Source organism: Kitasatospora sp. NPDC018058 (assembly GCF_044327205.1).
Taxonomy (GTDB): Bacteria; Actinomycetota; Actinomycetes; order Streptomycetales; family Streptomycetaceae; genus Kitasatospora.
This window is the reverse complement of record NZ_JBIRFA010000147.1, coordinates 1-1,359: the sequence shown is the minus strand read 5'-3', so window position 1 is coordinate 1,359 and position 1,359 is coordinate 1. Positions and strand designations below refer to the sequence as shown.

The following is a 1,359-nucleotide window of genomic DNA, read 5'->3' as shown; positions in this document are numbered from 1 at the left end:
TGGCGAGAGAGCAGGGCCTGTCGCTGACGGGCCCGGATGGGCTGCTCAAGCAGTTCACCAAGACGGTCCTGGAAACGGCATTGAACGAGGAGATGACCGAGCATCTCGGGCACGACAAGAACCAGGCCAACCCGGATCGGGCATCAACAAATATCCGCAACGGCACTCGGTCGAAGACGGTACTGACCGAGTCGACCGGGCAGGTCCCGATCGAAGTCCCCCGAGACCGCGAAGGGACGTTCGAACCGCAGATCGTCAAGAAGCGGCAGCGTCGGCTCAACGGCGTTGATGAGATCGTTTTATCGTTGTACGCCAAAGGGTTAACGACTGGGGAGATCAGCGCGCACTTCGCTGAAATCTACGGTGCATCGGTCTCGAAGGAGACGATTTCTCGGATCACCGACAAGGTGATCGAGGAGATGCAGGATTGGTCTGCACGTCCGCTCGATGAGGTGTACGCCGCGATCTTCATCGATGCCATCGTGGTCAAGATCCGCGACGGCCAGGTCGCGAACAGGCCGATCTACGCGGCCATCGGGGTGAGCCTGGACGGGCGCCGCGACGTGCTTGGTTTGTGGGCCGGCACGGGCGGCGAGGGCGCCAAGTTCTGGATGAGCGTGCTCACTGACATCCGTAACCGTGGCACCAAAGACGTTTTCTTTCTCGTCTGCGACGGTCTCAAGGGCCTGCCGGAGGTTGTCGAGCATGTGTGGCCGGCCACCACGGTCCAGACCTGTGTGGTGCACCTGATCCGCAACACCTTTCGGCTCTCGGCACGTCAGCACTGGGACGCACTGAAGCGGGAACTGAAGCCGATCTACACCGCGCCGAGTGAGGCAGCGGCGCGGGCTGCTTTCGACGACCTTGCCGAGAACTGGGGCAAGCGGTATCCGGCGATCATCCGGCTATGGGACAACGCGTGGGAGGAGTTCATCCCGTTCCTTGACTATGACACGGAGATACGTCGAGTCATATGCTCTACCAATTCTATTGAGTCGCTGAATGCGCGCTACCGGAGGGCGGTCAAAGCTCGCGGTCATTTCCCCAGCGAGCAAGCCGCGCTCAAATGTTTGTACCTGGTGACCCGTTCGCTGGACCCGACAGGCAAAGGTCAGGCACGATGGATCACACGGTGGAAACCCGCTCTCAATGCCTTCGCGATCACGTTCGCGGATCGTTGGCCCGGATCAGAAACCTACTGATGAAAACGGCCGAAACACCGTTAACGAGATAGTCCCGGTTCTTCGGCGAGCATCGGGACGATGGCGGTTCGCTGGCTGTATTTGTTTGTGATGCTGTCGATTTCGGTGATCTCTCCGGCTGCGCGTTGCTGCAGGAGCGTCGAGGTCGGTTCGGCTG

At 60.3% G+C, this 1,359-nt stretch carries 1 protein-coding gene; it reads left to right on the top strand.

What is annotated here, in order from left to right:
• The coding region (locus tag ACH4E7_RS45620; RefSeq protein ID WP_396255132.1) for an IS256 family transposase at positions 1-1,202 on the top strand (1,202 nt) is incomplete at its 5' end.
• Positions 1,203-1,359 lie beyond the last annotated feature (157 nt).